Raw genomic sequence first — 23,409 nt, 5'->3', positions numbered from 1 at the left:
GGGCTGATCAGAACGCGAGTTGCAGCGTAACGAGCGACAGAAGCACCAACGGTGCAGAGGCGATGAGTACCAACACTATTGGGACGACCATGCGACCCGCGACAACTGCGACCCATGCGCACCCTGCGGCCACGGCGCCACCCACGGCGGCGATGCGGTTACCCAACACATCGGTCCCCGGTGGTGCGATGCCATTCTCGAATTTGGACGCCATGTCGGTGTCGGAGAGCACCGTGAACACCAGTAGATACGCGACAACCATCGCAGCGATGCCGACGAACGACAGCGGCCCGCGGCGACTCGGTTCGTGATTCATGACGACATCGTGGGTCACGGAGTGGACGACCGGATCAGTAGAACTACGCGATCAACTCGTTGAAGCTCAACCGAATACCGGCAATCCGTTCGGTCCGATCTGTGGCGGCGGCATGAAGCACGGCGGGATGCCCGGCGCGTACGGCGGCACGCACGGCTGAGGGAAGCACGGTTGTCCATTCCAGTAGGACGGTTGGTTCGGCGGGCACACGGTCATCGGATCGGCCGTGGCGCTCGCGGCGCACGACAGTGCCGTCGCGGCAGTGAGCACCGTTGCCGCGAGGACCGTACAAAGCGTTGCCGGGAGCGAGGAAGGCAACTTGAACAACGTCGTTGACGCCATGCCTTGAAACGATAGCGGTTAACTGCTCGATGAGATGTGTTCCGCGGGTTCGCCGTACACCTACGTGTGCCGACACTAGGCTCGTTCGCATGTGCACAAGAGTTATGTGGCCCGAAGCAGGCGATGCGGTTCTCGTCGGCAGGAACATGGACTTCCACAAGGACCTGATGACCAACCTGTGGAAGCAGCCGCGCGGGGTCGAACGCGACGACGCGGTTTCGGGCAAGCTCACCTGGACCTCGAAGTACGGCAGCGTGATCGCCACGGCTTTCGACATCACCTCCGTCGACGGCATGAACGAGGCGGGCCTGGCCGGACATATCCTGTGGCTGGCGGAGTCGACCTACGGCGAGCCGGATGGCTCGCGCACTCAGCTCGGCCAGGGCATCTGGCTGCAGTATTTCCTGGACAACTTCGCGACGGTGGCGGAGGCGACCGCGTGGATCGCGGAGACCGATGTCCAGGTCGTACAGATGGACGATCCGACCGGCGGGGTCCGCCCCGGATTGCACCTGGCGCTCGACGATGCGACCGGGGATTCGGCGATCATCGAGTACGTCGACGGCAAGGCCCGGGTGTACCACTCAAAGGACTACAAGGTGATGACCAATTCGCCGACCTTCGATCAGCAGCTGGAGCTGGTGAAGTCGTTCACCGGTCTGGGTGGCGATCAGCCGATCCCGGGTTCCACCCTGGCCAGCGACCGCTTCGCCCGGGCCAGTTACTACGCCGGCCGATTGCCCAAACCGGCCGGCCAGGTGGAGGCCATCGCTGGCATGTTCTCGGTGATCCGTAACGCCGCGCAGCCGTTCCGCATCCCAGACCCGGGCAAGCCCGATGCCTCACAGACCATCTGGCAGGTGGTCCTGGATCTCACCAACAAGCGGTACGTCTACGAGTCCACTACTCGCCCGAACATCGTGTGGGTGGATCTGGCGGATCTCGACTTCTCGGAGGGCAGTCAGCAGCTCAAACTCGACCTGATCGGTGAGCTCGCCGTGCAAGGCGGCATCGCCGGCAACGTGGCCCACAAATTCGAGGACAAGGGTGCCATGACCTTCCTGTCACTGGGGTTGCTCCGCAAGCTGGAGGAGGGCGCGGCCGGGGCGAAGTGAGCCGCCTCCGACCCGTTCATTCACCCGAAAGTAACCTACGGTCCCGTAACCTACGCTACCGTAGGTTACGAACGGCACGCTGACGTCGACGCCTGCCGAAGATGTTGGGAGGACGCCCATGGACGCCCAAAACGGAGTGCTCCACGAACTCGAACCGGTTGTCGAGAGCAATCTCGACCGTCATCTGTCGATGGCGCGGGAATGGTTTCCGCACGACTACGTCCCGTGGAGCAGAGGTCGCGACTTCGCTTTCCTGGACGGGGAAGACTGGCAGCCCGAGGATTCACCGTTGGACCAGGTCGCCAAGGTGGCCATGACGGTCAACTTGCTGACCGAGGACAATCTGCCGTCCTACCACCGCGAGATCGCCACGCGGTTCTCCCGCGACGGTGCGTGGGGCACCTGGGTGGGGCAGTGGACGGCAGAAGAAGGCCGCCACAGCATCGCGTTGCGCGACTACCTCGTCGTCACCCGCGGAGTGGATCCCGTTGCGCTAGAACGTCTTCGCATGGCGCATACCGTCGCCGGGTACGACTCCGGTGACAAGACGCCGCTGGCGGCGATGGCCTATGTGTCGTTCCAGGAGCTGGCTACCCGGGTATCTCATCGCAACACCGGGCGCGCGTCCGGTTGCCCCATCGCCGACCAGTTGCTCGCGCGGATAGCCGCCGACGAGAACCTGCACATGGTGTTCTATCGCAACCTCATGGCCGCGGCACTGGACATCGCGCCCGACGCCTCGATGAAGGCCATCCGCGACGAGGTGGTGAATTTCGCGATGCCGGGTCAGGGGATGGCCGATTTCGCGCAGAACGCGATCACCATCGCCAAAGCCGGTATCTATGACCTGCGCGTCCATCACGACGACGTGGTGCAGCCGGTGCTGCGATTCTGGCGGATCTTCGACCGAACCGATTTCGGGCCCGAGGGTGAAAATGCTCGCGAGGAGCTCGCCCAGTTCCTGGACGCGGTCGATGAACGGGCCCGGTTCTACGAGGAGAAGCGCGAGCGCCAGCGCGTCGGGGTGGCCTCGTAGCAACTCGCAGGCCCCGCTTCGCCCGCTGAACGTGTCGCAGATCACACACTCCCCAGAGTTCGCACCGCGTTGATCTTGGGTATCGAGGAGTAGTTGGCACGGAACGTTGTGGTGGGTCGAAACGAGTGGGGTCGAGAATGAACCGGATCGGTCGTTGGTTGAGTGCGGTGGGGTCGGCGGTGTTCGTAGCGGGTGGTTGCATAGCCGCTGCCGGTCAGGCATCTGCGGATTCCTGCGCGGATGTGCAGGTCGTGTTCGCGCGGGGCACGTTCGAGCCGCCGGGCGTGGGTGGCGTCGGGGAGGCGTTCACGGATGCGTTGCGGGCCAAGGCCGGTGGCAAGTCCGTCGACGTCTACGCGGTGAACTACCCGGCATCACTTGACTTCGCGACTGCCGCCGACGGCGTCGCCGACGCGAGTAACAAGGTCCAGGCCACGGTCGCGGCCTGCCCCGACAGCAAAATCGTGCTGGGCGGCTTCTCGCAGGGGGCGGCGGTGGCCGCCTATCTCACCGAGGACTCCGTGCCACAGGGCTTCGCGTTGCCGCCGAGCATCACCGGGCCGCTTCCTGCGGGGGTGGCCGATCATGTCGCCGCGGTGGCGTTGTTCGGTAAACCGTCGAGCGGGTTCCTGCAGATGATCTACACCGGCGCACCGCCGATCACGGTCGGTGGCCGATACGCCGCCAAGACCGATGACCTGTGTATCCCGGAGGATCCGGTGTGCTCGCCGACCGGCAGCGACAACAACGCGCACAACCTGTACGCGGTCAACGGGCTGACGGATCAGGCGGCCGATTACGTGGTCTCCCGCTTGGGCGGTCAGCGGGCGGACCGGAGTGTCGACCAGGCCTCCGGGCGGTAGGAATCCTCTAGGCGGCGCGCGCTATTGTTCGAGCACGTTTTCTCGGACAGGGGAGGGTCAGTGACGGATCAAGAGCAGCAGCTGACGTTTGGGCAGAAGGCCAAGCTGTACGTTCAGGCCGCAGGCGCGTTCGCGCGCAATCCCAAGGCGCTGGTCGCTCTTGTGAAGTACAAGCTGGCGGAGCGGAAGTCGGCCAAACAAGCAGGCTGACGCGGCCTCGGGGTCACCGAACTGCCGTTGTCGGCAAGGCTTTTGGCGGTTCTGATCCGCTCGCTCAGGTGTGCGCCCGGTAGATTGGCGAGCACGCGCGCCGTGCGCGAACGATCGGGGGACCATGGAGCTCGGAGTTCACTTCCGTCTACGCGACGCCGAGGCCGAGCGCGTGCTCGGCGTTGCCGGCGACGATGAACGCCTGCATGAAGTGATCGGTGCCCTCGAAGCCGACGACGAGGTCTGGGCGCAGGCATGCGAGACCGACAAGGCCTGGGACCCGATCGCGTGCGCGCTGGCGCCGGCGGGCGACGACGGCGAGTGGCCGGCCCGCGGTGTGATCGGCGGCGCTCGTGCGTTGCAGCAGGACGACGAGGAGTGCTGGGTCACCCATCTCAACCCGGCCGAGGCCGCCGAGGTCGCCGCGTATCTTGCGACGCTCGACGACGAGGCGTTCGTCGGCGCCTACGGGCTCATGCCACCCGAGTTGCGCAATCCCGAGTACGGCGACGACGAACAGGTCTACGCCCTCGCGATGCTCGCGGACCTACGCGAGTTCTTCGCATCGGCTGCAGCCGAGCGGCAGCACGTCGTGTTCACGGTGTGGGGGTAGGGCACGCGCCTCAGCCCATGCTCTCCGGTGGTCGGAGGCTCAGTGCGCAGCCTTGCCGAGTAGTTCCACGCCGGTGGCGATCTGGGACTCGGTGAGGTTGGCGTAGCCGAGGATCAGCCCGGGTGGCGCGGTGTCGGGGTCGGCGTAACAGGGGGCCAGAGGCTCCAGTCGGATGCGTGACTCGGCGGCCCGGCGGGTGAACTCCTCGATGGGGAAGCCGGCCGGGAACCGCACGGTCAGGTGCACGCCGGCGGCCGCGCCCAGAACCTCGGCCTGCGGTAGGTGGCGCGACAGTGCGGTCAGCAGCGCGGTGCGACGGGCCGGGTAGCGGCGGCGCATCTGCCGCAGGTGGCGGTCGTAGCCGCCGGAGGTCAGGAACTGGCTGAATGCGATCTGGTCCATCACCGAACTGCCGGTGTCGGCAAGGCTTTTGGCGGTTCTGACCCGCTCGATCAGATGGGCGGGCACCACCATCCATCCGATCCGCAGTCCCGGCGCGAGGGTCTTGCTGGTCGAGCCGAGGTACACCACCCGGTCGGGTGCCACCCCCTGCAGTGCGCCCACGGGGGCCCGGTCGTACCGGTACTCGGCGTCGTAGTCGTCTTCGATGATCAACCGCCCGGGTTGGGCCCATTCGAGTAGTTCGGTGCGCCGGGTGGCCGAGAGCACCACCCCGGTCGGCGACTGGTGGGCCGGGGTGGTCAGCACCGTGGCCGCGCCACTGGCGGTCAGAGCCGCGACGTCGATTCCGTTGCCGTCCACCGGGATGGGCAGCGGTTCGATACCGTTGTGCCGCAGAACCATTCGATGGAGCCAGAATCCCGGATCCTCCGTCGCCACCGGCCCGCCCAGGCATCGGGCCAGCAGCGCGACGGCTTGCGTTGCGCCCGAGCACAACACCACCAGCCGTGGGTCGGCGACCACACCGCGGGTGCGCCGCAGGTAGTCGGCCACGGCGGTGCGGGCGGCCGGCAAGCCGTGTGGGGCCACGTACCCGAATGCGCTGGACTCGATCTCGGCCAGGCCCTGACGCATGGCCCGCAGCCAGGCCTGACGCGGGAAGCTCGCGAGATCCGGTGAGCCGGGGGCGAAGTCGATGTCGAAGCGGGGACGGTCACGGTCGGATTGAATGCGGCTTGACGGGACGACGTCGACGGCGGCGACGCGGGTGCAGCCGCCCTGGCTGCTGTGCAGAAACCCTTCGGCGGTCAACTGGCCGTAGGCCTCGACCACCAGCCGGCGCGACACCCCGAGGTCAGCGGACAGCACGCGGGTGGACGGCATGCGGGAGCCGGGGGTCAATCGGCCGGACCGGACCGCGTCGCGCAGCCCGTCGGCGAGTTGGCGATGCAATGGCCGCCTGCTGTCCCGGTCCAGTTCGACCAGCAGTTCCGGACCGGAACTGGTACCCGAATTTGCCATGAAATTGGAGCCTACTCGGAGACCACTGCGGCGTTAGCGTGATGGCATGGCCAATGCTGCGCCCCCGGCGAGGCAAACCCGGCGCTACCCGGAAGTGGTCCTCGCCGTGTTCGGCGTCTACTCGGTGAGCCTCGGTCTGTTCATGCTGCTGGCACCGGGCACGTTCTACGACACGATCGGCGCCTTCGGCACCCGCAACGATCACTACATCCTCGACAACGCGTCCTTCGAGCTGCCGCTCGGATTGATGATGTTGGCCGCTCTGAAGTGGCCGCGGTGGCGGGTGCCCGCGCTGGCCTTCGCCACCGCACACTGGGCCCTGCATTCCATGAGCCACCTGATCGACACGAACCATGCCGCCGGCACCTGGGTCGGTTGGCTGGAAGCCGCGGGCCTGGTGATGACCACTGTCCTGCTGGCAATTGCATTGCGTATCAGCATGTCCGACGACAAGGCAGGGGAACCGTAGATGCGCGTCCTGGTGGCCGGTGCGACCAGTGTCCCCGGAATCCCGCTGTTGCGTGAACTCAACAGGCGCGGCCACGAGGTCATCGGGGTGACGCGTTCACCGGGCAAGACCGCCCAGATCTCGGCGGCCGGGGCCAAGCCGGTGGTGGCAGACGTCCTCGATGCGGGCCAGATCGACTCCGTGCTGGGCGAATTCGTCCCCGAGGCGGTGGTGAGCCTGCTGACCACGCTGCCGAAACTGGGGCCCAAACGGATCAAGGACTTCGAGCCGGCGATCGAGCTGTGGAGCCGTGGTGCGGGCAATCTGGTGGCCGCCGCCCAACGGGCCGGGGTGCGCCGCGTCGTCGCCGAATCGGTGATCTTCGGCTACGGATACGCGTCGACGGGGCCGGATCTGATCGAGGAGACCGAGCCCGACTTGGGTCCGCCTCCGCCCGGTGGCGGACGGATGCTGGCCGCGCTGCGGGCGATGGAACGTAACGTGCTGACGTCGGGGGAGCGCAGCAAGACCGAGGGAATCGTGTTGCGCTACGGGATTTTCTACGGTCCCGGCGTCACCCACGACGATCTGTTCCGCCGGCTGGCCAAGTGGTGGGCACTGCCTGCGATGACCGGCACCGGGGTGCTGTCGTGGGTGCACATCGATGACGTCGCCCGGGCCACGGCCGACGCACTCGACAAGGGGCGGGGCGGGCAGATCTACAACATCGTCGACGACCGGCCGCAGTCCTTCGGCGACTACGTTCGGGAACTGAACGCGAAGCTGGGCCGGCCGCGGCCCTGGCCGATCTCGCATCGGCTCGTCGGTCTCGTGGCCCCGTACCCGGCCACCGCATTCGGCTCGGCCTGGCTTCCGCTGTCGAACGCGAAAGCCAAAGCCGAACTCGCCTGGACGCCTATTCCCCGGTGAACTGGGGCGGGCGCTTCTGGAACATCGCGGTGACCGCCTCGGCCAGATCCTTCGACGGCAGGAAGGCCGAATTCCACGCGGCCACGTAACGCAGGCTCTCGGCCACTCTGGCGGTGCGCTGTTGGTCGAGCACGTCCTTCACCCCGGCGACGGTCAGCGGCGGGTTGGCGGCGATCTCAGCGGCGGTGGCGTGTGCGGCCGCCAGCGATGCGTCGGCGTCGGCGTGCACGTCGTTGACCAAACCGATCTTCTCGGCGCGCGCGGCGTCGATGTCCTTGCCGGTGAGGACCAGCTCACGCAGATGTCCATCGGACAGGATCAGCGGCAGCCGGGCCAGGCTGCCCACGTCGGCGACGATGGCCAGCTTGGTCTCACGCACCGAGAACTTGGCGTCGGCGCTGGCGTAGCGGATGTCCACGGCGCTGATCAGGTCGACGCCGCCGCCGATGCACCAGCCGTGGATCGAGGCGATGGTGGGGGTGCGGCAGTCGGCGACGGCGGTGATGGCGCCCTGCATCTTCTGCAGCCGCTTGTGGAACGCCGCGCGGTCACCGGCTCCGGCGTCGAGGCCGGGCATCTCGGCGCCCATCGCGGGCAGGTCGAGGCCGTAGCTGAAGTTCTTGCCCGAGCCGGTCAGCACGATCGCGCGAACGTCCGGGTCGGCGTCGAGGGTGCCGAAGACGTCCGGCATCTCGGCCCAGAACGCCGGACCCATCGCGTTGCCCTTGCCGGGACCGAGCAGCGTCACCTGGGCGACGTGGTCCTTGATCTCGACGGAAACGGACTCGTACGTGTCAGACATGGAGTGGACACTACCGAGTATGGATGAACTCGAAGGCGCCGAGGCCACGCTCGACGTGCTGCAACGCGTGCTGCACGGTGTCACCGCGGATGATCTGTCCCGTCCGACCCCTTGTCGCGAGTTCGACGTGGCGGGGCTGACGGACCACCTCCTGAACTCGATCACCCTGATCGGCTCGGCGGCCGGTGCGCAGATTCCCGAACGCGATCCCGCCGCCTCGGTGGAGGGTCAGGTGCTCAGTGCGGCGCGGCCTGCCGTGGCGGCTTGGCGCCGACGCGGGGTCGACGGCACGGTGCCGTTCGGGCAGGGCGAGGCGCCGGCACAGATGATGGCCCGGATCCTGTCGCTGGAATTCCTGGTGCACGCCTGGGATTACGCCGCGGCCACGGGGCAGACGGTCGACGTGCCGGATGAGCAACCGGAGTGCGTCCTGGGGTGGGCGCGGGAGATCATCACGCCCGACGGACGTGTGCGCGCTGGTTTCGACGACCCGGTCGAGATCGGCGCAGGCGCACAGTCGCTGGACCGGTTGCTGGCATTCGCCGGCCGCCGGCCGGCGGGCTAGACGCGCTGCAGGTAGAAGTACAGGTAACGGCCGTCAACCACGGCGGCCTTGCCGTTCATGATGCCGACCACGGTGTTGTCGTCGACCACCTTGAAGTGGTCGTGCACGGGGCGGCCGTCGTAGACCATGGTCGCGGTCACCTCGCCGCGGAACTCCTCCAGCCACAGGCTGGCCTCGCCGTTCATGGCCTCGGTGTTGGAGAACTTGTTGCCGTCGGCGTCCAGGCACACCAGCGGCTGGGCCTCGGCCGCCGAGTGGAACGTCTTGCCGAACCAGTTGAGCTTGTTCATGAATCCGTTGGCCTTGTGCCCGGTCTGGAACTCGCCGCCCTTCCACTCGCCGAGCATGAAGTCGATGCTGGCGGGCCGCAGCAGCGCCCAGAAGGCGTCTAGTTCGGCGTCGGGGATCTGCCCCTCGCGGCTGACGAATCCGTCGAACGTGCCGCGTGCACCGTTCACTTCGTCTCCCCTGTCCGGGTCCCGGTGCCGCCGGGCGCATTCCAGCGCGTGGCGAATTCCAGGAAGGCGTCGTTTTCGTGCGGGGCCCCGATGGTGACCCGCACGCCGTCCTCACCGTACGGGCGCACGATGATGCGGTTGTCGGCGGCCCTGGCGACGAAGTCGAGAGTGCGTTCGGCCAGCGGCAGCCAGACGAAGTTCGCCTGCGTGGGCGGGAGCTCGTATCCGGCCTCGCGCAGCGCCGCGCTGACGCGGATGCGCTCGGCGACGACGGCGTCGGTGCGGGCCAGCAGTTCGTCGGCGGCCTCCAGGCTGGCGATGGCCGCCGCCTGGGACACGCTCGTCGCGCTGAAGGGCACGTAGACCTTGCCCAGTGCGGTGATGACCTCCGGGTCGGCCACGGCGTACCCGACGCGCAGGCCGGCCAGCCCGTAGGCCTTCGAGAAGGTGCGCAGCACAACGACGTTGCGGTGGGCCCGGACCAGCCCGAGGCTGTCGGGCACCAACCCGTCGCGGATGTACTCCACGTAGGCCTCGTCGAGCACGATCAGGATGTCCGAGGGCACCGCCGCCACGAACCGGGCGAGTGCCTCGGGCTCGACCACGGTGGAAGTCGGGTTGTTCGGGTTGCAGACGAAGATCAACCGGGTGCGGTCGGTGATCGCGGCGAGCATGGCGTCGAGATCGTGAGTCTCGTCACGTAACGGGACCGGCACGCCCGTCGCGCCGGCGGTGCGGATCTGCAGCGGATAGATCTCGAAACTGCGCCATCCGAAGACGACTTCGTCGCCGACGGCGGATGTGATTTGTATCAACTGCTGGCACAGGCTCACCGAACCGCAGCCGACGGCGATATTCTCCGGCGCGAAGTTGACGTGCTTCGCCAGGTGTTCGCGCAGGTCAAGATACCCGTTGTCGGGGTAGCGGTTGATGTTCTCGCTGGCTTGCAGGATCGCCTCACGCACGCTGGGAAGCGGCGGGAACACGGTTTCATTGCTCGCGATCTTGATTGCGCCCGGAACTGTTTTCCCTGGTGCGTACGCGGGAAGGTCAGCCATTTCGGGGCGCAAACGGATACTCATTTGGCCAGGATAGGGGAGTGTGTGTACTGTCTGCCCTCGGCGGTTTCGGGCGACAGGACGGAGTCCGGTACCCTCACAGAAGTTCAAAGGAGGCGTGCCAGAGCGGCCGAATGGGACTCACTGCTAATGAGTTGTCCCCCTTACAGGGGACCGGAGGTTCAAATCCTCTCGCCTCCGCCAAGGTTGACTCGTCAACCGCACAACTGAATAACGCTAGGCGCCCGTAGCTCAACGGATAGAGCATCTGACTACGGATCAGAAGGTTAGGGGTTCGAATCCCTTCGGGCGCACTCTAGAAAAATCGAGGCTCGGTCAGCAGACCGCGCCTCGATTTTTTTCGGTTGGGGTTGATGCATCGAGATCGACACCAGGGCTGTGATTCGTGCGAAACAACGACCCAGGCGTCGATCTCGACGCGTTAGTCGGAAGCGACGGCTGTCGCGATGTCGATGGCCATCTCGCGCAGTACGTCGTCGGTCACGAACTGACGCGCGGTCTGGCGGTCCAGCCGCAGCACGGAGACCAGGAGCTCGATATGGCCGGCCACCTGGACCCGGGCCATGTCGGGCGAGAGGTGCAGCCCGTGCAGATCGGCCAGGAACCCGCGCAGCGCGGTGACGCGATCGTTCATCCACGGTGACCGGTCGGCCACCGTGGATGTCGAGGTCTTCAGCTGTCCGATGTAGCGGCGTTGCCGCGGCTGCTCGAACACGCCGTGGTGGGTTTGACGCGCGGAAGCCGCAGGGCGCGTCCTCGCCCGTACGTGCATGTCACCGTGCGGTGAATCGCATCCGGTGAATGCCGCCGTGCGCATGACCTTGGCGGTTGCCATCGCGTGTCTGTGACTCATCGTTCCCGTACCTGCCGACAAAAGTTGTTTGCCAGTTAACTTTACGGGAACGTCTCAGGTTCAGCTCAGATTCGGCCTGGGCCTCAGGTCCACAGCACCGCGATTGCCGACGCGAGCAGGGGCAGCACGCCCGCGGCGATGAACAGGCCCATGACCGGTTGGCCGCCTGTGCGGCGCTGGCGCGCGGTGCCGATGCCCAGCACCGCTCCGAGCGCCACCAGGATGACCAGCTTGGTGCCGATCTTGGGGTAGTTCAGCACGATGCCGGCCGGCCAGGGCGCGGCCAGGGCCACGCCGGTGATGAGTGACAGCGTCATGCCGTAGGTCATCACGGGGGTGATCAGAAAGCGTCGGGCCGCGGCCTCGGCGACCCAGGCGCCGACCATGACTGCGAAACCGATGAGATGCGCATAAACAACTACGTTGCGTAGTAGATCCATGGTCGGAGTGTAGGCGGCGCGACAGCGCCGGACGCCCGAACCCGCCGAAGTGCTTCCAGGGGCCGTCGGCATCCGTCACGTAGGCTCGGCTGGATGCGGCTGCTGCTTATCGCCGATACCCACGTACCCAAGCGTGCCAAGGACCTCCCGGCACAGGTGTGGGACGAGGTGGACCAGGCCGATGTCGTTGTCCACGCCGGTGATTGGGTCGATCCCGCACTGCTCGACGCGCTCAGTTCACGCGCGGCGCATCTCGTCGGCTGTTGGGGCAACAACGATGGCGCCGAATTGCGCCGGAGGTTGCCCGAGCGCGCCGACGTGACACTGGACGGCCTGCGGTTCACTGTCGTCCACGAGACCGGTGCGGCCACCGGGCGGGAGGCCCGGATGGCCCGGGACTACCCGGGAACCGACGTTCTGGTCTTCGGGCACAGCCACATCCCGTGGGATACCACCGCGAAAACCGGTCTGCGCCTGCTGAATCCGGGGTCGCCGACCGACCGCCGACGTCAGCCGTACTGCACGTACATGACGGCGCGCATCGCCGCGGGGGTGCTGTCCGACGTCAGCCTGCACACGCTGGACAGGCCATGAACGCCCTCGACGGCTAGCCTGCTTCACCCTCGCATATCAGACCGATGTGCTTGGTAGCCCAATCGCCGAGCGGTTCAAGGGATTCGAGCAACTCCTTACCCGCGGGGGTCATGGAGTACTCCACGCGCGGCGGTACCTCGTGATAGCTCTCCCGGTGCACCACGCCATGACGCTGGAGCTCCTTGAGGTGCTGGGTCAGCATCTTCTGGGACACCCCGGGCAGGCTGCGGTGCAGGGCGTTGAACCGCTTCGGTCCGCCTTGAAGCTCCCAGAGGATGAGCGGTTTCCACTTTCCGTCCACCACGGCGAACGCCGCATCGAGTCCGCAGGTGTACTTGCCCAGCTGACTCATGGCAGTATCCTCGCAGTTCAGGGCCAATAGTTTCAAAAAGGTAAGTATCCCACTTTTTAGTGGGTACTTGTCCTGCAGTCAGTGTCTCTCCAACGATGGTGGCATGACAACCACACGCCACTCGGTCAGTGTTCTCGGTCTGGGCGAGATGGGTTCGGAGCTGGCCCGCACAGCCCTCAGAGCGGGGCACCCGACCATCGTCTGGAACCGCACCGCCGTGCGGGCCGCAGCGCTCGTCGACGAGGGCGCCACCGCAGCGGCCGATCCGGCCGAGGCTCTCGACGCGGACCTCATCGTGGTCTGCTTGTTCGACCAGGCGTCGGTGCACGAGGTCCTCGACCCGGTGGCACACCTGCTGGCCGGACGCCGGCTGGTGAACCTGACCACGACGTCACCGGAGGGGGCCCGCGAGCTGGCCCGGTGGGCTGCCGGACACAGGGCCGACTATCTCGACGGTGGCATCATGGCGACGCCGGAGATGATCGCGACGCCGCAGTCGGCGATCCTCTACAGCGGCTCGGCAACGTTGTTCGAGGACCATCGGACGTTGTTCGAAATCTGGGGCAGCGCTGAGTACTTCGGCGACGATGCCGGCATGGCGTCGCTGTACGACCTGGCGCTCCTGTCGGCCATGTACGTGATGTTCGCCGGCTTCTTCCACGGCGCCGCGATGGTCGGCGCGGCCGGAGTGCCCGCGAAGGAGTTCGCTGCCCGCGCCGCCGCGTGGCTGCCGGCGCTGATGCCCGCGATCGCTGAGTACGCGACGGTCATCGACGGAGGGGACTACTCCGTCCCCGGCCAGCAGAGCCTGTTCTTCTCCGACATCAGTGACATCGTCAACGCCAGCCGGGACCAGGGCATCAGCACCGAAGTCGTCGACGTGGTGCAGCGGCTGATCCACCGGCAGATCGATGCGGGCCACGGCGACGACGGCTTCGCGCGGGTCATCGAGGGCATCAAGAACGGAGAAGCCGCGTGAGCACGACCGTGAGCGTGCTCGGCCTGGGACCGATGGGACAGGCCCTGGCCGGGGCATTGGTGGCGGCGAAACTTCCTACCACCGTGTGGAATCGGACACCTGCCAAGGCCGACCCGCTGCGCGCCCGCGGTGCGGTGTGGGCCGGTTCGCCCGCGGAGGCGGTGGCGGCCGGCGAACTCATCCTGGTCAACGTCGTCGATCAGACGGCCGCGGACGCAGTGTTGGACGCCGCGGGCGATGCGATCGCCGGTCGGGTGGTCGTGGGGTTGTCCTCGGACATTCCCGATTCGGCGCGCCGTACGGAGGAGCTGGTTACCGCGCGTGGCGGACGGTACCTCGACGGGGCCATCATGACTCCGACCGACACCATCGGAACCCCTGGCGCCAGCATTCTTTTCGCCGGCCCGAAGGGTCTGTTCGACGAACACCGGGCCGTGTTCGATGTGCTCGCGACGGTCAGCTGGGTCGGCGAGGACATCGGCCGCGCCGCGGCCTTCGACATGGCATTGCTCGATGTGTTCTGGACCTCGGTGAGTGGTTTCGTGCACGCACTCGCGATGGCCGGTGCCCACGGCATCGCTGCGACCGAGCTGTTGCCGCATGCGAGCAACATCGCCGCGATCCTGCCGCCGATCTTCGGCGAGATCGCCGAACGTACCGAAGCCGACCGTCACGGCGACCCCAGTGCCTCGGTGTCCTCGGTGGCCGCCTCCGTCCGGCATCTGATTGCGGCCTCGGGTTCGGTGGGTCTGGACGCGGGCGCCCTGGAAGCATTCCGGGGTTATGTGGACGCCGCGGTCGCCGCCGGGCACGGTGCCGACGAGATCAGCCGGATCACCCCGGCAAGCGTGACCCTGCCGTCACCCTGAGGTGGCAGGCTCTTCGGTATGGAGCAGAAGCCACCTACCGCAGTCATCGAGGCAGCCAACCGCGCGCATCTGAATAACCTGCCGTTCGAGGACGCCAGGGATTTCGAGGACGCTGACCGGGGCTTCATCGCCGCGCTCGAACCGTGTGTGGTGAAGGCCGCCGATGGCAGGGTGGTGTGGGACAACGATGCCTATGACTTCCTGAGAGGTGATGCGCCGACGTCGGTGCATCCCAGCCTGTGGCGCCAGTCGCAACTGTGCGCCAAGCAAGGTCTCTACGAGGTGGTCGAGGGCATCTATCAGGTGCGTGGCCTGGACCTGTCGAACATCAGCTTCATCGAGGGCGATACCGGCGTCATCGTCATCGATCCGCTGATCTCCACCGAGACCGCGGCCGCCGCGCTGGCGCTGTACCGGGCGCACCGGGGGGATCGTGCGGTCAGCGCAGTCATTTATACCCACAGCCACGCCGACCATTTCGGCGGCGTGCTGGGGGTGACCAACCAGGCCGACGTCGACGCGGGCAAGGTCGTCATCATCGCGCCGGAACACTTCACCGAGCACGCCGTGCAGGAGAACGTCTATGCCGGCACCGCGATGGCGCGCCGGGCCGGTTACATGTACGGCGCGGCGCTGGACCGTAGCCCGCAGGGCCAGGTCGGCTGTGGGCTGGGGCAGGTCGGCTCGACGGGCGAGGTGGCGCTGATCGTGCCGACCCTCGACATTCGCAAAACCGGGGAGACCCACACCATCGACGGTGTCGAGATCGAGTTTCAGATGGCGCCGGGTACCGAGGCGCCCGCCGAGATGCACTTCTACTTCCCGAAACTCCGGGCGCTGTGCATGGCCGAGAACGCCACCCACAATCTGCACAACCTGCTGACCCTGCGTGGTGCGTTGGTACGTGATCCGCACGGTTGGGCGGGTTATCTGACCGAGGCGATCGACACCTTCTCCGACCGCGCCGACGTGGTGTTCGCCTCGCACCACTGGCCCACCTGGGGTCGCGAACGGATTGTCGAATTCCTTTCGCTGCAGCGGGATCTGTACGCCTACCTGCACGATCAGACGTTGCGTCAGCTCAACCAGGGTTACACCGGGGTCGAGATCGCCGAGGCCTTCCAGCTGCCGCCGGCCCTGGAGAAGGCCTGGCATGCCCACGGCTACTACGGTTCGGTGAGCCACAACGTCAAGGCGGTCTACCAGCGCTACATGGGCTGGTTCGACGGCAACCCGGCCCGGTTGTGGCCGCACCCGCCCGAGGCGCTCGGCCCCCGCTATGTCGAGGCCATGGGCGGTGCCGACCGCGTGGTCGAGCTGGCTCAGAAGGCCTTCGAGGACGGCGATTTCCGCTGGGCGGCAACGCTTCTCGACCACGTGATCTTCACCGATGAAAACCACGCGCGAGCCCGCGCACTCTACGCCGACGTGCTCGAGCAGCTGGCCTACGGCGCGGAGAACGCCACGTGGCGCAATTTCTTCCTGAGCGGTGCCACCGAACTGCGGGAGGGAAACTTCGGAACCCCGACCACCTCGGCGTCGCCCTCGCTGCTCGGGCAGCTCACCCCTGAGCAGATCTTCGACACCTTCGCGATCAACGTGAACGGTCCGCGGGCCTGGGATCTCGACCTGGCCATCGATGTGACGTTCCTCGATGTGGCGGTCAACTACCGGCTCACCGTGCGCAACGGGGTGCTGGTCTACCGCGAGGCCGATGCCGACGAGGCGAGTGCGCAGGCCACCGTGAAGCTGGCGAACAAGCTGCGGCTGCTGGCCTTCGCCGCGGGCGATACGACCTCACCCGGCTTGGAGGTCGCCGGTGACGCCGAGGCCCTGCCGTCGCTGTTGGCGGCGTTGGACCGGCCTGATCCGAACTTCGACATCGTGACGCCCTAGGAAACCGGAGGCGACACTTATATAGATAGGTCAGAAATAATCTGAACTTGTATTGACAAGTTGTGGTGATGCGGACCACAGTGTCCGCATGGGAAATCACAACTACGACGTCGTGGTGGTCGGCGCAGGCATCGTCGGCCTCGCGCACGCCTATCACGCGCATCAGCGGGGACTGAGCGTCGCCGTCATCGACCATGCCGACGGAGTCGTCGGTGCATCCGTCCAGAACTTCGGTCATGCCTGCATCACCGCCCAGTCCGGCCAGGCACTCGAGTACGGTCGCGCCGGACGTCGGCACTGGCTGGACCTGTCCCGCAAAGCGGGGTTCTGGTCGGCCGAGGCGGGCACCTACTGCGTCGCGCGTCACGACGACGAGCTAGAGGTGATGCGCCAGTTCGCCTCCGTCCGGCCGGCCGATGAGGTGCGCCTGCTGAACGCCGAGCAGGTACTCGACCGCATCCCGGTCATGGAGGCTGGGGTCACCGGCGGCATGTACCTGCCGAACGATCTGCAGGTCGACCCCCGCACAGCCGCGCCGTCGATCGCCCGCTGGCTGGAATCTGAGGGCGTCGACTTCCATTGGCGGACCGCGGCTTCCGGATTCGAGCCCGGAATCGTGCACACCTCGCGGGGGCCGCTGCGGGCGGCGACGACGTTCGTCACGGTGAACTACGACATCGACCGGCTGTTCCCCGAGCTGGCCGAACGGGACAAGTTGCAGCGCTGCCGGTTGCATATGTTGCGCGCCAAACTGCCACTGAAGTTTGCCCTGCCCGCGCCGTTGTTCACCGGTTGGTCGCTGGTGCGCTACGCCGGCTTCGCGAGCCTGCCCGCAACGGCTGCGGTCGCCGAGCGGTTGCGGACGGAGTATCCCGATTACGTCGCGTTCGACCTGCATCAGATGTACACCCCGCAGCCCGATGGCTCACTGCTGATCGGCGACACCCACTATCGCGACATCTCCGCGGCCCCGTTCCAGCCCGAGGAGGGATTTGAGGCTCTGATTGAGGAGGCGCGGAAACTGTTCGGAGTCAACGAGATCGAGATCAGCGAGCGTTGGCAGGGTGTGTATTGCTCAGGGCAGGGACCGGAGTTCCTGATCGAGCAGCCGGTCGAAGGAACGCACATCGTGGCTGTCACCACCGGAATCGGGATGACCACCAGCATGGGCCTGGCCTACGACAGCGTCGAGAACGCGCTGGCCCGAGTCGCAGCACCCGCCTGAACAACCTGAACGAAGGGATAAACCAATGAGCATCAGGACAACCGATCCGATCAGCCTCGTCGTGTTCGACATGGCCGGAACCACCGTCGAGGACAGTGGGCTGGTTCAGCAGTCCTTCCTGGCCGCCGACAGCCACGCGGGTCTGTCGAAGACCGACGCCGACCGCGAGGAGATGCTGCGCTACGTCTCCGACACCATGGGACAGTCCAAGATCGTGGTCTTCCGCCACCTGGCGAAGGGCAATGAGGAGCAGGCGCAGGCCGCGAACAAAGAGTTCGAGCGCTGCTACGCCCAGCTGGTCTCCGAGGGCAACTGCAGTCCCATCCCGGGCGCTGAAGATGTCATTACATCTCTGCGCTCCAGCGGCATCAAGACCGCGCTGACCACCGGATTCGCCCGGGAGACCCAGACGGCCATCATCGATGCCCTGGGTTGGCACGATCTCGCCGACGTGGTGTTGTGCCCGTCGCCGGGTGTGCGGGGCCGGCCCTATCCGGACATGCCGCTGACCGCGCTGATGCAGACCGAAACCGATTCGGTGCGTTCGATGCTCGTCCTGGGTGACTCGTCCTCGGATGTCATCAGTGGGCTGCGCGCCGGAGCGCGGGCGTCGATCGGCGTGCTGACCGGAGCCCACAACCGGGCCCAGCTGTCCGAGGCGGGCGCCACCCACATCCTCGACAGCGTCGCCGATCTCCCCGCTCTGGTGGCAGCCCTCCGATAGTCCGCTGGCCACTACCGCCCCGCGGCGGTCGGTCGTAGGCCTCGCCTCCCGACCGCCGCACCTCCTCTGCACCGTTCTCGTAAGAGAAACCTGCCTTTGACGTTCGGCCACACTCGCTCGGCAATCTGCCCCGGCCCGTCAGCACACCGCCTGCCTGCAGCACGCCCACCAGAGGTGCATTCTCATGACCCAAACAGCTGTCCCCACCACTCCATCCACAGTTCCGCGGTACAAGCAGTGGCGCATCCAGATCTTCGCGATCACCTGGATCGCCTACGCCGGTTTCTATTTCACCCGCCAGGCCTTCTCTGTCGCCAAGTTGGGCATTCTGGAAGACCCCATCCTCAGCATCAGCCTGACCAAGAGCACCTTGGCCAACCTCGACGCTGCCTATCTCACGGCGTATGCGGCCGGGCAGTTTGTCTGGGGCCAGGTTTCCGATCGCTTCGGACCCCGCGTGGTGATCCTCGGCGGTCTGGCGATATCGGCGATCGCCACGGTCTTCATGGGATTGCTGCCCGCATTGGTGTTCCTGTTGCCGCTGATGATCGTTCAGGGCCTCGCACAGTCAACCGGCTGGTCCGGAACGCTGAGCAACATGGCCCAGTTCTTCTCCATCGGAGAGCGCGGTCGCGTCCTCGGATTGTGGAGCACCAATTACGCATTCGGTGGTCTGGTCGCCGCACCGATTCTCGGCTGGGCCGCCTACGACGTGTTCGGCACGTGGCGGGCGGCGTTCTTCTCCGGTGCTGCCGTCGTGGCCGTGGTGTTCGTGCTCGTGCTGTTGTTCCAGCGCAACCGGCCGCAGGACGTCGGGTTACCGCCGATCGAGGAGTACCACGCGAAAGAGGACATGGCACAACTCGACCACTCGCCCGAGGACGAGGCGGTCGCCGAACCGGCCCCGTCGTGGCGGGAATCGCTGAAGGTGGTGCTCAGCGACCGCATGGTGAGAACCCTTGGTGCGTCGTACTTCCTGCTCAAGCCGGCCCGCTACGCGATCCTGCTGTGGGGCCCGGTGATCGTCGCCGAGCGCCTGGTGGACGGTGACAAGTTCCAGGCCGTGACCATCCCGGTGGCGTTCGGGATCGCAGGGGTCGTCGCCCCGATCCTGCTCGGCCGGATCTCCGATCGGGTGTTCAGTGCGCGACGGGTGCCCGCTTGCGTGATCAGTCTCGGAATCCTGGTGGCTGTGCTGGCGCTGTTCGGCCCGCTCACCGCGACGGGCAGTCCGTGGGTCATGGTGGCGGTGCTCGGCCTGATCGGCGTGAGTATCTACGGCGCCGACGCGATGATCTCGTGCGTCGCCGCGGTGGACTTCGGCACCTCCAAGCACGCCGGCACCGCCGCCGGCTTCATCAACTGCTGCGGTTCGGTCGGCGCGATTCTCGGCGGACTGCTGCCCGGGTACCTGAACACATCGACGCTGTTCTACGGATTCGCCGTGGCCGCGTTCCTCGCCATGCTGCTGCTCATCCCGCACTGGAACCGGATGCCTGCCGCGGACTAACCAGCGCGAGCAGACGCAAAGCTGCCCCTTTTCACGCGAAAAGGGGCAGCTTCATGTCTATTCGGCGGAGGAGAACTTGGTGCGCGCGTTGACGATGCTGAACGTGACCACGTCGGGCCGGTAGCGGTCATCGGCGCTCTCGAATACGACGCCGCGCTGGTCGCGCGTAACGCGGCGCTCCCGCAACAGCGGACTTCCCGGCGCGATCCCGAGATTCGCGGCGTCGTCGGGTCCGGCCGCCACCGCGTCGAGCACGTGCTCCATCGAGTCGAAGAACACGCCGTGGCCGGCGAGGTAGTCGGTGATCGATCCGGAATCGGTGTCGAACTCGAACAGCAGCGAACCCACGGATTCGATGAACGTGCTGCGCTCGATCATCGCCGGTTCGCCGTCGAGCAGGCGCACGCGCAGCACCTCGACCACGAAGTCGTCGGCCGTCAAACCCAATGCCTCGATGGCGGTTTCGGAGGCGCGGCGGCGCGCCACCTCGATCGTGCGGTTGCCTGCGGTGCGTCCGACGCGCTCGGCCCACTGGGTAAACGGGGTGAATGTGTCCAGCGTCTGCGTGGCGTCATGGCTGCGGACCACCGCGGGCTTGCCACGCGAGACCCGGATCAGGCCTTCGTTCTTCAGGGTGGCCAGGGCCTGGCGGACCGGGCCGCGGGACACGTCGAACTCCGTGCACAGTGCGCTCTCTGTGGGCAGCGGTGCTCCGATGGCGTAGTCACCACGGGTGATGCGCTGACGCAGTTCGGTGGCGACGTGCTCGTGGCGCGAACGGGCCTCCGCCATTCGCATCACCTTCCGGTCAGGTTGTCATGACAAGTTTGCTACCTGGGCCACATTACCGTGCTGCGCTCAGGGCAGGCCGCCGTCCACCCGCAGGATGGAGCCAGTGGTGAAGCTCGATGCGTCCGACATCAGAAACAGTGCGGCGCCGACGATCTCGGGCGGATTGCCGGCCCGCCCAAGGGCCAGGTGGCTGAAGGGCTCACCGGCCATGTCCCAGGCCTTGCTGATGTCGGTGAGAAACGGCCCGGCCATCAGGGTGTTGACCCGCACGGTCGGACCGAACGCCTTGGCCAGCCCTTCGGTCATGGCGTTCAGCCCGGCCTTGGCCGCGGCGTAGGGAAGCATGTACTGGTCGGGGCGCAGCGACCCGGACGAGCTGACGTTGACGATGGCGCCTCCGCCGTCGGCCGCCATACGTTCCCCGAGCAGCGCCGAGAGTCGGAACGGCCCTTTGAGATTCAGGTTGAACACCGAGTCGAAGAGTTTCTCGGTGACCGAACCCAGCGACTCGTACAGCGGTGACATGCCGGCGTTGTTGACCAGCACGTCGACCATGCCGAACCGCTCGTAGGCGGCCTCAACCAGACCGTCGAGTTGATCCCACCGGCCCACGTGCACCTGATAGGGCAGGACGGCGCGACCGGTGGCCGCGGTGATCTCCTCGGCCGCGGCCACACAGGAATCCATGTTGCGGCTGGCGATCACCACGTCGGCCCCGCAGCGCGCGGCTCCCATCGCGATCTCCCGGCCCAGCCCGCGGCTGCCGCCGGTGACCAGCACCACCCGATCGGTGAGGTCGAACAGTTCGTCGGCATAGCCCATGTCGCAGCCCTCTCCGGCCGTCCTGCACCGCGGCCCTATGGTGGCACGGTGCAACTGCTTCTCGTCCGTCATGCTCTACCGCTCCGCAGTGAGCCCGGTCAAGGGTCCGATCCCGATCTGTCCGAGGAAGGCATCGCGCAGGCGGAGCGCCTGCCCGCCGCCTTGTCCCGGTTCCCCGTCAGCCGGCTCGTCAGCAGCCCGCAGCGGCGCGCGATCCAGACCGCGGGACCGCTCGCCGCCGAGCTGGGGCTGCAGGTCGAGGTCGACGAACGGCTCGCCGAGTACGACCGCGACATGTCGCACTACGTGCCGATCGAGGAGATCGCGAAGGAGAACCCCGAGGAGCTGGCCCGCCTGGTGAGCGGGCACCTGCCCAGCAGCGTGGACGAGAACGCCTTCATGGCGCGCATCAATGCGGCCGTCGAGGACCTGGTGGCCGCCGGTGACCATGACGGCACCGTCGCGGTGTTCAGCCACGGCGGCGTAATCAACGTGCTGCTCCACGAGATCCTGGGCACCGAGCGGCTGCTGTCCTTCCACGTCGACTACGCCTCGGTCACCCGGCTGCTGTCGTCCCGCTCGGGCAAGCTGGCCGTCGCCTCGGTGAACGGCACCGAGCACGTATGGGACCTGCTGCCGCGAAACGTGCGGTGGTAAACAGTGACCGTGACGAATCTGGAGGGCCTCGACCTCGCCGCGCTGGACCGGCACCTGCGTTCCGAGGGCATCGCCCGCAGCGGTGAGCTCCGCGCCGAACTCATCGCCGGTGGCCGCTCCAACCTCACCTTCCGGGTGTCCGACGACGCCTCGGCGTGGGTGCTGCGGCGTCCGCCGCTGCACGGTCTGACCCCGTCCGCGCACGACATGGCCCGCGAGTACAAGGTGGTGGCGGCCCTGGCCGGCACCCCGGTCCCGGTCGCCCGCGCGGTGACGATGAGCAACGACGACTCGGTGCTCGGCGCGCCGTTCCAGATGGTCGAGAACGTCGACGGCCAGGTGGTCCGCAGCGCCGACGAGCTTGCCGCCCTGGGCGACGAGCAGGTGATCAGCAGCAGCGTCGACGCCCTGATCCGGGTGCTGGCCGACCTGCACGCGGTCGACCCCGACGCCGTCGGTCTGGGCGACTTCGGCAAGCCCGCCGGCTATCTGGAACGCCAGGTGCGCCGCTGGGGTTCGCAGTGGGACCTGGTCCGTCTGCCCGACGATCCCCGCGACGACGACGTCAAGCGCCTTCATCAGGCCCTGGCGGATTCGGTTCCGGCGCAGAGCCGCAACTCGATCGTGCACGGCGATTACCGCATCGACAACACCATTCTGGACGCGCAGGACCCGACGAAGGTCCTCGCAGTGCTGGACTGGGAGCTCTCCACCCTGGGCGACCCGCTGAGCGACGCCGCGCTGATGTGCGTGTACCGCGACCCGATGTTCAACCTGATCCTGAGCATGGAAGCGGCGTGGAGTTCACCGCAGATGCCGTCGGCCGACGATCTGGCCAACCGCTATTCGGTGCAGTCCGGCCAGGAGCTGGCGCACTGGGACTTCTACATGGCGCTGGCCTATTTCAAGGCGGCGATCATCGCCGCCGGTATCGACTTCCGCGCCCGCCAGGGTTCCGAAGCGCCGGGGAGTTCAAGCGTCGGCGCGGCGGTGGCCCCGGCGATCGCTTCGGGACTGCGCGCCCTGGGTTGAGCGTCAGCTGCGCTGGGCGGCCTTGAAGTTCTTCTTGGCAGCGCGGCGCAACTGGAAGATCCGTGCCGACCCGGCGGCGACGGTCAGCAGACCACCGGCCACCGCGGCACCCAGGATGGCCACGCCCGTCGGCAACGACCAATGCCAGCTCAGGAAGGTGAGCGGCACCGCGGCTGTGTTCTGCGCGATGAAGATCAGCAGCACGATCAGCACCAGGAAACCCAGGATCAGTGCTGACCACAGCGCCCCGGCGCGGGTCAGTTTGGGCTCGGTGGCCTTACCCGACTTGCCTGTCTTGGCGGCGGGCTTGCCGGCATCGGGGACTTTGCCTGGGTCGGGAGACGGTGGCACCGGCACATTCGGCGTCGGCTCAGGCAAATCGGGCGATGCAGACGGATCGCTGGTCATACTGACATCTTTGCCCGTCAGAGCCTCAATGCAAACCACCATGAGGTAAAGCGCGGC

29 protein-coding genes and 2 tRNA genes are annotated in these 23,409 nt (G+C 66.7%); 20 read left to right on the top strand and 11 right to left on the bottom strand.

The annotated features are described in order from the left end of the window. Positions 1–7 precede the first annotated feature (7 nt). On the bottom strand, positions 8–316 hold the full coding sequence (locus EYZ64_RS29995; RefSeq protein WP_135459393.1) for a hypothetical protein: 309 nt from the start codon (positions 314–316) through the stop codon (positions 8–10). Here EYZ64_RS29995 and EYZ64_RS32150 point away from each other — a divergent pair. The 6 genes from EYZ64_RS32150 to EYZ64_RS29975 all read left to right on the top strand — a co-directional run bounded on the left by EYZ64_RS32150 (position 315) and on the right by EYZ64_RS29975 (position 4,495). Next, positions 315–476 (top strand): hypothetical protein, encoded by a 162-nt coding sequence (locus EYZ64_RS32150; protein WP_167858030.1) that lies wholly within the window; start codon positions 315–317, stop codon positions 474–476. The genes EYZ64_RS29995 and EYZ64_RS32150 overlap by 2 nt on opposite strands. 271 nt (positions 477–747) lie before the next feature. Then, positions 748–1,773, top strand: coding sequence for a linear amide C-N hydrolase (locus EYZ64_RS29990; RefSeq protein ID WP_135459392.1), 1,026 nt, complete (start codon positions 748–750; stop codon positions 1,771–1,773). A gap of 118 nt (positions 1,774–1,891) precedes the next feature. Continuing rightward, on the top strand, positions 1,892–2,809 hold the full coding sequence (locus EYZ64_RS29985) for an acyl-ACP desaturase (RefSeq protein ID WP_135459391.1): 918 nt from the start codon (positions 1,892–1,894) through the stop codon (positions 2,807–2,809). 137 nt (positions 2,810–2,946) lie between these two features. Beyond that, entirely contained in the window at positions 2,947–3,672 is a 726-nt protein-coding gene (locus EYZ64_RS29980; protein WP_135459390.1) for a cutinase family protein, read from the top strand. Between the two features lie 60 nt (positions 3,673–3,732). Further along, complete coding sequence (locus tag EYZ64_RS32145) at positions 3,733–3,882, top strand: hypothetical protein (protein WP_167858029.1); 150 nt, start codon at positions 3,733–3,735, stop codon at positions 3,880–3,882. Positions 3,883–4,006: 124 nt separating this feature from the next. Further along, entirely contained in the window at positions 4,007–4,495 is a 489-nt protein-coding gene (locus tag EYZ64_RS29975; protein ID WP_135459389.1) for a DUF1877 family protein, read from the top strand. 39 nt (positions 4,496–4,534) lie between these two features. On the opposite strand, the gene pdxR is transcribed toward EYZ64_RS29975, so the two are convergent. Beyond that, entirely contained in the window at positions 4,535–5,917 is a 1,383-nt protein-coding gene (gene pdxR / locus EYZ64_RS29970) for a MocR-like pyridoxine biosynthesis transcription factor PdxR (RefSeq protein WP_135459388.1), read from the bottom strand. Positions 5,918–5,963: 46 nt separating this feature from the next. Here pdxR and EYZ64_RS29965 point away from each other — a divergent pair, with 46 nt between their 5' ends. Both EYZ64_RS29965 and EYZ64_RS29960 read left to right on the top strand, forming a co-directional pair. Next, positions 5,964–6,386 (top strand): hypothetical protein, encoded by a 423-nt coding sequence (locus tag EYZ64_RS29965; RefSeq protein WP_135459387.1) that lies wholly within the window; start codon positions 5,964–5,966, stop codon positions 6,384–6,386. After that, positions 6,387–7,295 (top strand): NAD-dependent epimerase/dehydratase family protein, encoded by a 909-nt coding sequence (locus EYZ64_RS29960; RefSeq protein WP_135459386.1) that lies wholly within the window; start codon positions 6,387–6,389, stop codon positions 7,293–7,295. It abuts the gene before it with no gap. Here EYZ64_RS29960 and EYZ64_RS29955 read toward each other — a convergent pair. Further along, a complete protein-coding gene (locus tag EYZ64_RS29955) occupies positions 7,282–8,097 on the bottom strand; it encodes a crotonase/enoyl-CoA hydratase family protein (RefSeq protein WP_135459385.1) in 816 nt (271 codons plus the stop codon). The genes EYZ64_RS29960 and EYZ64_RS29955 overlap by 14 nt on opposite strands. Before the next feature lie 19 nt (positions 8,098–8,116). Here EYZ64_RS29955 and EYZ64_RS29950 point away from each other — a divergent pair, with 19 nt between their 5' ends. Then, complete coding sequence (locus EYZ64_RS29950) at positions 8,117–8,662, top strand: TIGR03086 family metal-binding protein (protein WP_135459384.1); 546 nt, start codon at positions 8,117–8,119, stop codon at positions 8,660–8,662. Here the strand turns inward: EYZ64_RS29950 and EYZ64_RS29945 are convergent. Both EYZ64_RS29945 and hisC read right to left on the bottom strand, forming a co-directional pair. Continuing rightward, positions 8,659–9,120, bottom strand: coding sequence for a DUF4334 domain-containing protein (locus EYZ64_RS29945; protein WP_135459383.1), 462 nt, complete (start codon positions 9,118–9,120; stop codon positions 8,659–8,661). The two genes, EYZ64_RS29950 and EYZ64_RS29945, sit on opposite strands and share 4 nt — an antisense overlap. After that, entirely contained in the window at positions 9,117–10,202 is a 1,086-nt protein-coding gene (hisC, locus tag EYZ64_RS29940; protein WP_135459382.1) for a histidinol-phosphate transaminase, read from the bottom strand. The genes EYZ64_RS29945 and hisC overlap by 4 nt, the downstream gene beginning before the upstream one ends. Before the next feature lie 88 nt (positions 10,203–10,290). On the opposite strand from hisC, the gene EYZ64_RS29935 reads away from it, so the two are divergent. Then, a tRNA-Ser gene (locus EYZ64_RS29935) sits at positions 10,291–10,382 on the top strand. Positions 10,383–10,419: 37 nt separating this feature from the next. After that, positions 10,420–10,492, top strand: a tRNA-Arg gene (locus EYZ64_RS29930). A gap of 128 nt (positions 10,493–10,620) precedes the next feature. Here EYZ64_RS29930 and EYZ64_RS29925 read toward each other — a convergent pair. Beyond that, positions 10,621–11,034 carry a hypothetical protein gene (locus EYZ64_RS29925; protein ID WP_135459381.1) on the bottom strand — a complete coding sequence of 138 codons (414 nt, stop codon included), beginning with the start codon at positions 11,032–11,034 and terminating at the stop codon, positions 10,621–10,623. Between the two features lie 101 nt (positions 11,035–11,135). Further along, entirely contained in the window at positions 11,136–11,492 is a 357-nt protein-coding gene (locus EYZ64_RS29920) for a Fe-S protein (protein WP_135459380.1), read from the bottom strand. Between the two features lie 93 nt (positions 11,493–11,585). Between EYZ64_RS29920 and EYZ64_RS29915 the strand changes: the two genes are divergently transcribed. Further along, positions 11,586–12,086 carry a metallophosphoesterase family protein gene (locus tag EYZ64_RS29915; RefSeq protein ID WP_135459379.1) on the top strand — a complete coding sequence of 167 codons (501 nt, stop codon included), beginning with the start codon at positions 11,586–11,588 and terminating at the stop codon, positions 12,084–12,086. Positions 12,087–12,099: 13 nt separating this feature from the next. On the opposite strand, the gene EYZ64_RS29910 is transcribed toward EYZ64_RS29915, so the two are convergent. Further along, on the bottom strand, positions 12,100–12,438 hold the full coding sequence (locus EYZ64_RS29910; protein ID WP_167858027.1) for a winged helix-turn-helix transcriptional regulator: 339 nt from the start codon (positions 12,436–12,438) through the stop codon (positions 12,100–12,102). A 103-nt stretch (positions 12,439–12,541) separates the two neighbouring features. On the opposite strand from EYZ64_RS29910, the gene EYZ64_RS29905 reads away from it, so the two are divergent. From EYZ64_RS29905 to EYZ64_RS29880, 6 genes are all read left to right on the top strand, one after another. Continuing rightward, the gene (locus tag EYZ64_RS29905) at positions 12,542–13,417 is read left to right on the top strand and encodes an NAD(P)-dependent oxidoreductase (protein ID WP_135459378.1); all 876 of its coding nucleotides are present in this window, start codon (positions 12,542–12,544) and stop codon (positions 13,415–13,417) included. Beyond that, the gene (locus EYZ64_RS29900) at positions 13,414–14,286 is read left to right on the top strand and encodes an NAD(P)-dependent oxidoreductase (RefSeq protein ID WP_135459377.1); all 873 of its coding nucleotides are present in this window, start codon (positions 13,414–13,416) and stop codon (positions 14,284–14,286) included. The genes EYZ64_RS29905 and EYZ64_RS29900 overlap by 4 nt, the downstream gene beginning before the upstream one ends. An 18-nt stretch (positions 14,287–14,304) precedes the next feature. After that, positions 14,305–16,182, top strand: coding sequence for an alkyl/aryl-sulfatase (locus EYZ64_RS29895; protein WP_135459376.1), 1,878 nt, complete (start codon positions 14,305–14,307; stop codon positions 16,180–16,182). An 88-nt stretch (positions 16,183–16,270) separates the two neighbouring features. Beyond that, positions 16,271–17,407 (top strand): TIGR03364 family FAD-dependent oxidoreductase, encoded by a 1,137-nt coding sequence (locus EYZ64_RS29890; RefSeq protein WP_135459375.1) that lies wholly within the window; start codon positions 16,271–16,273, stop codon positions 17,405–17,407. 25 nt (positions 17,408–17,432) lie between these two features. Beyond that, positions 17,433–18,131 (top strand): phosphonatase-like hydrolase, encoded by a 699-nt coding sequence (locus tag EYZ64_RS29885; RefSeq protein WP_135459374.1) that lies wholly within the window; start codon positions 17,433–17,435, stop codon positions 18,129–18,131. A gap of 184 nt (positions 18,132–18,315) precedes the next feature. Next, positions 18,316–19,641, top strand: a complete 1,326-nt coding sequence (locus EYZ64_RS29880; protein ID WP_135459373.1) for an MFS transporter — start codon at positions 18,316–18,318, stop codon at positions 19,639–19,641. Positions 19,642–19,698: 57 nt separating this feature from the next. On the opposite strand, the gene EYZ64_RS29875 is transcribed toward EYZ64_RS29880, so the two are convergent. Beyond that, positions 19,699–20,433 carry a GntR family transcriptional regulator gene (locus EYZ64_RS29875; protein ID WP_135459372.1) on the bottom strand — a complete coding sequence of 245 codons (735 nt, stop codon included), beginning with the start codon at positions 20,431–20,433 and terminating at the stop codon, positions 19,699–19,701. A gap of 66 nt (positions 20,434–20,499) precedes the next feature. Further along, positions 20,500–21,255, bottom strand: coding sequence for an SDR family NAD(P)-dependent oxidoreductase (locus tag EYZ64_RS29870; protein WP_135460323.1), 756 nt, complete (start codon positions 21,253–21,255; stop codon positions 20,500–20,502). 48 nt (positions 21,256–21,303) lie between these two features. On the opposite strand from EYZ64_RS29870, the gene EYZ64_RS29865 reads away from it, so the two are divergent. Beyond that, entirely contained in the window at positions 21,304–21,912 is a 609-nt protein-coding gene (locus EYZ64_RS29865) for a histidine phosphatase family protein (RefSeq protein WP_135459371.1), read from the top strand. Between the two features lie 9 nt (positions 21,913–21,921). After that, positions 21,922–22,944 carry a phosphotransferase family protein gene (locus tag EYZ64_RS29860; protein ID WP_135459370.1) on the top strand — a complete coding sequence of 341 codons (1,023 nt, stop codon included), beginning with the start codon at positions 21,922–21,924 and terminating at the stop codon, positions 22,942–22,944. A gap of 3 nt (positions 22,945–22,947) precedes the next feature. On the opposite strand, the gene EYZ64_RS29855 is transcribed toward EYZ64_RS29860, so the two are convergent. Then, positions 22,948–23,352 carry a LapA family protein gene (locus EYZ64_RS29855; RefSeq protein ID WP_135459369.1) on the bottom strand — a complete coding sequence of 135 codons (405 nt, stop codon included), beginning with the start codon at positions 23,350–23,352 and terminating at the stop codon, positions 22,948–22,950. Between the last annotated feature and the right edge of the window lie 57 nt (positions 23,353–23,409).

It is taken from the genome of Mycobacterium sp. DL99 (genome assembly GCF_004762045.1).
Lineage (GTDB): Bacteria > Actinomycetota > Actinomycetes > Mycobacteriales > Mycobacteriaceae > Mycobacterium.
The sequence above is the reverse complement of the archived record's forward strand: the minus strand, read 5'-3'. Positions and strand labels throughout refer to the sequence as shown.